Origin of the sequence: Streptomyces sp. NPDC057697, assembly GCF_042799335.1 — a bacterium.
GTDB lineage: Bacteria > Actinomycetota > Actinomycetes > Streptomycetales > Streptomycetaceae > Streptomyces.
The window spans coordinates 433,475-439,365 of sequence record NZ_JBHVJA010000001.1 but is presented as its reverse complement, the minus strand read 5'-3'; the positions used below and the strand labels follow the sequence as shown (position 1 = coordinate 439,365).

Here is a 5,891-nt window from a genome sequence, read left to right as displayed (position 1 = left end):
GCGCGGGCCCGGGGCCCTCTTGGGGGGGGCGGCGGCCCCGGGGCGGGTCTCGCCCCCCTTCGGGCTCCATCCCCCGGCGTACGCCGTGGGGGGGGGGGCCCCCGCGTTGGGGTCCCCCCCCCGCCTCTTCGTCCGTGTACGGCGTCAGCGCATCTTTCCGCCGCGCGGCATCCGCATGCCCTTGGGCATGGGGCCCTTCGGCAGCGGCATGTTGCTCATCAGGTCGCCCATCGCGCGCAGCCGGTCGTTGGCGGCCGTCACCTGCGGACCGGTGAGGACGCGCGGCAGCTTCAGCATCTTGGTGCGCACCTTCTTCAGCGGCACCTGGCCCTCGTCGTTGCCGACGATGATGTCGTGCACCGGTACGTCGACCAGGATGCGGGCCATCTTCTTCTTCTCGGCCGCGAGCAGCAGCTTCACCCGGTTCGCGTTGCCCTCGCCGACCAGCACGATGCCCGCCTTGCCGACCGCGCGGTGGACGACGTCCTGGCTGCGGTTCATCGCGACCGCGGGGGTCGTGGTCCAGCCCCGGCCCACCCGGTCCAGCACCGCCGCCGCGGCGCCCGGCTGGCCTTCCATCTGCCCGAAGGCGGCACGCTCGGCACGCCGTCCGAAGACGATCGCCATCGCGAGGAGGCCCAGCACGAAGCCCAGGATGCCCAGATAGATCGGGTGGCCGATCAGGAAGCCGACCCCGAGGAGGACACCGAAGGTGACAATTCCCACGCCCGCGACGACAAGACCGACCTTCGGGTCGGACCGCCTGGCCATCTTGTAGGTCAGGGCGATCTGCTTGAGCCGCCCCGCGTTCTCGGCGCTGTCCGCGCCTTCAGTGTTTGCCTTCCTCGCCATGTACAGAAGTTTACGTGGCCTGGGAACGGTGGTCGGCCGCGGCCTCCAGTACGTGCTCGGCCTCGACCCTGTCCTTGGCCCGGCGCCGGTCCTCCAGGACGGCGGTCCAGGCGTTGCGGCGGGCGGTGCGCTGGCCACCGGCCAGGACCAGCGACTCGACGGCACGGAGAGCATCGGTGACGGAAGGGATGGCGGTGGCGCGTACCGGCACGGCCTGCATCGTGGAGATCTCCTCGGAGCGGATGTGCGGACTGAGTTGCGTGGACTCAGCTGCCCGGACCGAACTGCCCGGGACTGCGTTGCGCGAAGGGTGGCGTGCGCTGGGCGCGGGAGCGGGGCGGCGACGGCCCGGACGGCCGCCGTCGGCCACCGCGCCGTGTGCACCCAGCGTCACTGCTCGGTGTTACCAGCGCATGACCGGTCGGTCAAACACCAATGAAACCTTGATACGGGCGCCGCGCACGCCGAAGCGGCCCATACGCGCCCCCGACCTGCGGGGAGCGTACGGGCCGCATCGAATCGGCTATTACTCAGCGGTAGCTTCTTGTGCTCGGATTCACACCGTGGGCGTCGTGGCGGCGGCGCCGCGACGCTCGATCGCCTGCTGGAAGAGACGGCCCGCGCGGTACGAGGAACGGACCAGCGGTCCGGACATCACGCCGGAGTAGCCGATCTCGTCGGCCTCCCCCTTCAGCTCCACGAACTCCTGCGGCTTCACCCAGCGCTCCACCGGGTGGTGGCGCACGGACGGCCGGAGGTACTGCGTGATCGTGATGAGCTCGCAGCCCGCGTCGTACAGGTCCTGGAGCGCCTCGCTGACTTCCTCGCGGGTCTCGCCCATGCCGAGGATCAGGTTGGACTTGGTCACCAGACCGGCCTCGCGGGCCCGGGTGATGACTTCCAGGGAGCGCTCGTAGCGGAAGCCGGGGCGGATCCGCTTGAAGATCCGCGGCACCGTCTCGACGTTGTGCGCGAGCACCTCGGGGCGCGAGGAGAAGACCTCGGCGAGCTGCTCGGGCTCCGCGTTGAAGTCGGGGATCAGCAGCTCGACCTTGGTGCGGCCGGCCTCCCGCTCCGCGGTCAGCGCGTGGATCTGGCGCACGGTCTCGGCGTACAGCCAGGCGCCGCCGTCCTCCAGGTCGTCGCGTGCGACGCCGGTGATGGTGGCGTAGTTCAGGTCCATCGTGACGACGGACTCGCCGACGCGACGGGGCTCGTCCCGGTCCAGCGCCTGCGGCTTGCCCGTGTCGATCTGGCAGAAGTCACAGCGCCGGGTGCACTGGTCACCGCCGATGAGGAAGGTGGCCTCGCGGTCCTCCCAGCATTCGAAGATGTTGGGGCAGCCGGCCTCCTGGCACACCGTGTGCAGACCCTCGCTCTTCACGAGTTTCTGCAGCTGGTTGTACTCGGGGCCCATCTTCGCCCGGGTTTTGATCCACTCGGGCTTGCGCTCGATGGGGGTCTGGCTGTTCCGGACCTCCAGGCGCAGCATCTTGCGCCCGTCGGGTGCGACAGCGGACACTCCGGCACTCCCCTTTGCTTTCACTGCATTGGATTCTTCGGCGAACACCAGGGTACGCCCGTGGTTCAGACGGCTTTACGTCTGCCCAACCTGTGGCCGGCAGGGCCTATTCCCCGCCGGATGATCCGTACGTCACGCCGTGGCCACGGCGTCGTCCGGGCGCACGACGGTGCGCGGGGCGAGCGCGGCGTTCTCCAGGACGTCCCGGAGGTGCTTCTCGACGACCGGGAGCACGTCCGCGATGGTGATGTCGCGGCCGAGCTCGTAGGCCAGGGAGGTGACACCCGCGTCCCGGATGCCGCAGGGCACGATCCGGTCGAACCAGGTGTTGTCCGGGTTCACGTTGAACGAGAAACCGTGCATGGTCACGCCCTTGGCCACCCGGATGCCGATCGCCGCCAGCTTGCGGTCCTCACGGCGCTGGCCCGCGTTGGACGGGGCGTACTCGGGGCCGTTCAGCCGGGCGTCGAACTCCTCGTCGTGCAGCCGCGGGTCGAAGTCCAGGGAGAGCCCGCCGATCGCCGGGCGGTCCTCGACCGGGTCGCCGAGCACCCAGACACCGCTGCGGCCCTCGACCCGGGTGGTCTCCACGCCGAACTCGGCGGCGGTACGGATCAGCGCGTCCTCCAGCCGCCGGACGTGCGCGACGACGTCCACCGGCCGGGGCAGCTTCTGGATCGGGTAGCCGACCAGCTGCCCGGGACCGTGCCAGGTGATCTTGCCGCCGCGGTCCACGTCGATGACGGGGGTGCCGTCCAGGGGGCGTTCGCTGTCGGTCGTGCGCCGTCCGGCCGTATAGACGGGAGGGTGCTCCAGCAGCAGACAGGTGTCCGGGACGGTGTCCTCGAACCTGGCCGCGTGCACCTCGCGCTGCTTCTGCCAGGCCTCCTGGTAGTCGACGGCCTGCTCGCCGAATCCCAGCCGGACGAACCGAAGCTCAGCCACGACAGATGCCTTCCTACTCGCGGTGCCGGAGCCGGGGGGTGTCCGGAGCCGCGTCACCATGCACAGAAATCACGCCCCGGGCCACTGTACGACCGGTCCGCGGGCGGTGGCCCGGCAGGTCTTCCCGTCAGCGCCGCCTTCAATCCTCACACGATCGGATGAAAGTGAAGCGAAGGTGGCTGCGACTGCCACGGAGGCCGCTAAATTCGCGCCGTTCCATAAGGGCTGCCCGCCCGGCCCCGAAGGCAGGAGACCGTACAGCTGATGTCGGAACGACCTCCGCAGCGCACCCCCAACCGCCGACTCGCCTCGCTCATCACCGAGGCCGGTTTCTCCAACGCCGGTCTCGCCCGCAGGGTGGATCAACTCGGCCTCGAACACGGCCTCGACCTGCGGTACGACAAGACGTCCGTGACCCGCTGGCTGCGCGGCCAGCAGCCCCGGGGGACCACCCCCGCGCTGATCGCCGAGGTCTTCACCCGGCGGCTCGGGCGCCGCCTCACCGCCCAGGACCTGGGCCTCGACGCGTGCGCCCCGGTCTACGCGGGCCTGGAATTCGCGGCCACGCCCGCGGAGGCCGTCGACATCGTCAGCGGGCTGTGGCGGAAGGACTCGGGCAGCCATGCGGAGCTGCGCAAGATCGCCTTCACCCCGGCCGGGCTCGTCGTCCCCAGCAGGGACTGGCTGATCGGCCGGGCCGACGAGTGGGTGGGGCGGGGGAGCGAGCCCGCGGCACAGACGACGCACGGCGGGACCGGCGGAGCCGTCGGCGGCCGTGGAGCCCACGGGTCCCACGGGGGCGGTGCGGGCGGTGCGGCCGGTGGGATGGCCAGGTCCGGCGGGGCCGTCCGATCCGGTGGCGCGGCGGGGGCCGTCGAGACGGGTGGTCCCGCGCGCCCCGGCGGCCCCGGCGGGGCGCGCGGAGTGCCGGGAACGCACGGCCCGTACGGGGCGCACGGCGGGGCGCCCGGGGCCGGTGGCAGGGGCGGGCCCCGGGGGCCGGTGCCCTCCCGGCCCGCCGGGCCGTCCGCGCCCCCCGGCGCCCCGCCGTCCCCCCAGGCTCCGGCCCCCTCGGGCGCCGGGCTGCCGGGCGCTCCCGGCGTCCCCCGGCAGCGGCAGTCCGAGCGCGGCCCCGGCCAGCGGGTGAGCGGCGGCGACGTCGCCGCCCTGCGCTCGGTCGGCGAGCTCTTCCGCACCCTCGACCACGCCTACGGCGGCGGCCACGCCCGTCAGGCCCTCGTCCGGTACCTGGAGCACGAGACGGAACCCATGCTGCGGGGGACGTACGGCGAGGCGACCGGGCGCAGGCTCTTCTCCGCCGCCGCCGATCTGACCCGGCTGGCGGGCTGGACCTCGTACGACATCGCGGCCCACGGCCTGGCCCAGCGGTACTTCGTCCAGGCGCTGCGGCTCGCCCAGGCCGCCGGGGACCGGGCGTACGGCAGCTACGTCCTGATCACCATGAGCCGCCAGGCGGTCTACCTGGGCCACGGCAGGGAGGCCGTGCAACTGGCCCGGGTGGCCCAGCAGGGCATCGGCTCGTCGGCGCCGCCCGTCGTCCAGGCCCTGCTGCACGCCGTCGAGGCGCGCGGCCACGGGGTGCTCGGCGAGGCGAGGCCCTGCACCACCTCGCTGGCGCGGGCGGAACACGCCCTGGAGATCGCCCGGCACGGGGACGAAGTGCCGCACTGGGCGCGGTACTTCGACGAGGCCCAGCTCGCGGACGAGTTCGGGCACTGCCACCGCGACCTCCAGCAGTACCGGACCGCGGCGCAGCACGCGGAGCGTTCCCTCCAGCTCCGCTCCCCGGCGTACGCCCGCAGCCGGTTGTTCTGCCAGGTGGTGCTGGCCTCCGCCCGGCTCGGGCTCGGCGAGCTCGACCAGGCGTGCGCGCTCGGCGCCGAGGCGGCCCGGCAGGCCGCGGAGATGCGGTCGGTGCGGGCGGCGGAGTACGTACGGGACTTCGAGCGCCGCCTGGAGCCCTACCGGGACGCCGCCGCGGTACGCGGCTACCGCGACCGGGTCGCCGCACTGGGATGAGCCAGGACGTCCCACGGGCCCCCTCGGCGCCGACCCACCTCGGCGCCGGGCGCGCCCTGGCGCCCGTTCCGGCTTGAGTCGGTTTGCCTTGCGTCGGGCGGCCTTGCGCGGGTCAGGTGCGTGTCGGTCAGGCGCGTGTCGGTCCGCCCCGGCGCGCGTCCGCCCGCGCGCGTCCGCCTTGCGTCGGTCCGCCCCCCGGCCCCGCGCCCGTTTTTGGCCCACGCGCGTACGCCCCGGCGCCCGTCCCGCTTGCGTCGAGTCGTCTCCGTCGTCGCGCGGGCGGCTGATGCGGGCGGCTGGTCCGCCTCGGCCGCCGGGCGCGCCCCGGTGTGCGTCCGGCTTGCGTCGGTCCGGCCCGCGTCGGTCCGCCTTGTGTCGTTCCGGCCCGCGCCCGTCCGCCCCGGCGCCCGTCCGGCTTGCGTCGAGTCGTCTCCGTTGTCGCGCGGGCGGCTGATGCGGGCGGCTGGTCCGCCTCGGCCGCCGGGCGCGCCCCGGTGTGCGTCCGGCTTGCGTCGGTCCGGCCCGCGTCGGT

General features: G+C 73.3%; 5 protein-coding genes. 1 reads left to right on the top strand and 4 read right to left on the bottom strand.

From position 1 onward, the window contains the following. Window positions 1–144: 144 nt before the first annotated feature. From ACFVFH_RS01970 to lipB, 4 genes are all read right to left on the bottom strand, one after another. A complete protein-coding gene (locus tag ACFVFH_RS01970) occupies window positions 145–852 on the bottom strand; it encodes a DUF4191 domain-containing protein (protein WP_093543306.1) in 708 nt (235 codons plus the stop codon). 10 nt (window positions 853–862) lie between these two features. Beyond that, on the bottom strand, window positions 863–1,072 hold the full coding sequence (locus ACFVFH_RS01965) for a hypothetical protein (RefSeq protein WP_383762031.1): 210 nt from the start codon (window positions 1,070–1,072) through the stop codon (window positions 863–865). A 336-nt stretch (window positions 1,073–1,408) separates the two neighbouring features. After that, window positions 1,409–2,374 (bottom strand): lipoyl synthase, encoded by a 966-nt coding sequence (lipA, locus tag ACFVFH_RS01960; protein WP_383762028.1) that lies wholly within the window; start codon window positions 2,372–2,374, stop codon window positions 1,409–1,411. A 132-nt stretch (window positions 2,375–2,506) separates the two neighbouring features. Further along, window positions 2,507–3,319: a lipoyl(octanoyl) transferase LipB gene (gene lipB, locus ACFVFH_RS01955; protein WP_383762025.1), complete on the bottom strand. Its 813-nt coding sequence runs from the start codon at window positions 3,317–3,319 to the stop codon at window positions 2,507–2,509. 264 nt (window positions 3,320–3,583) lie between these two features. Between lipB and ACFVFH_RS01950 the strand changes: the two genes are divergently transcribed. After that, window positions 3,584–5,359, top strand: coding sequence for a regulator (locus ACFVFH_RS01950; RefSeq protein WP_383762022.1), 1,776 nt, complete (start codon window positions 3,584–3,586; stop codon window positions 5,357–5,359). The last annotated feature ends 532 nt before the right edge of the window (window positions 5,360–5,891 follow it).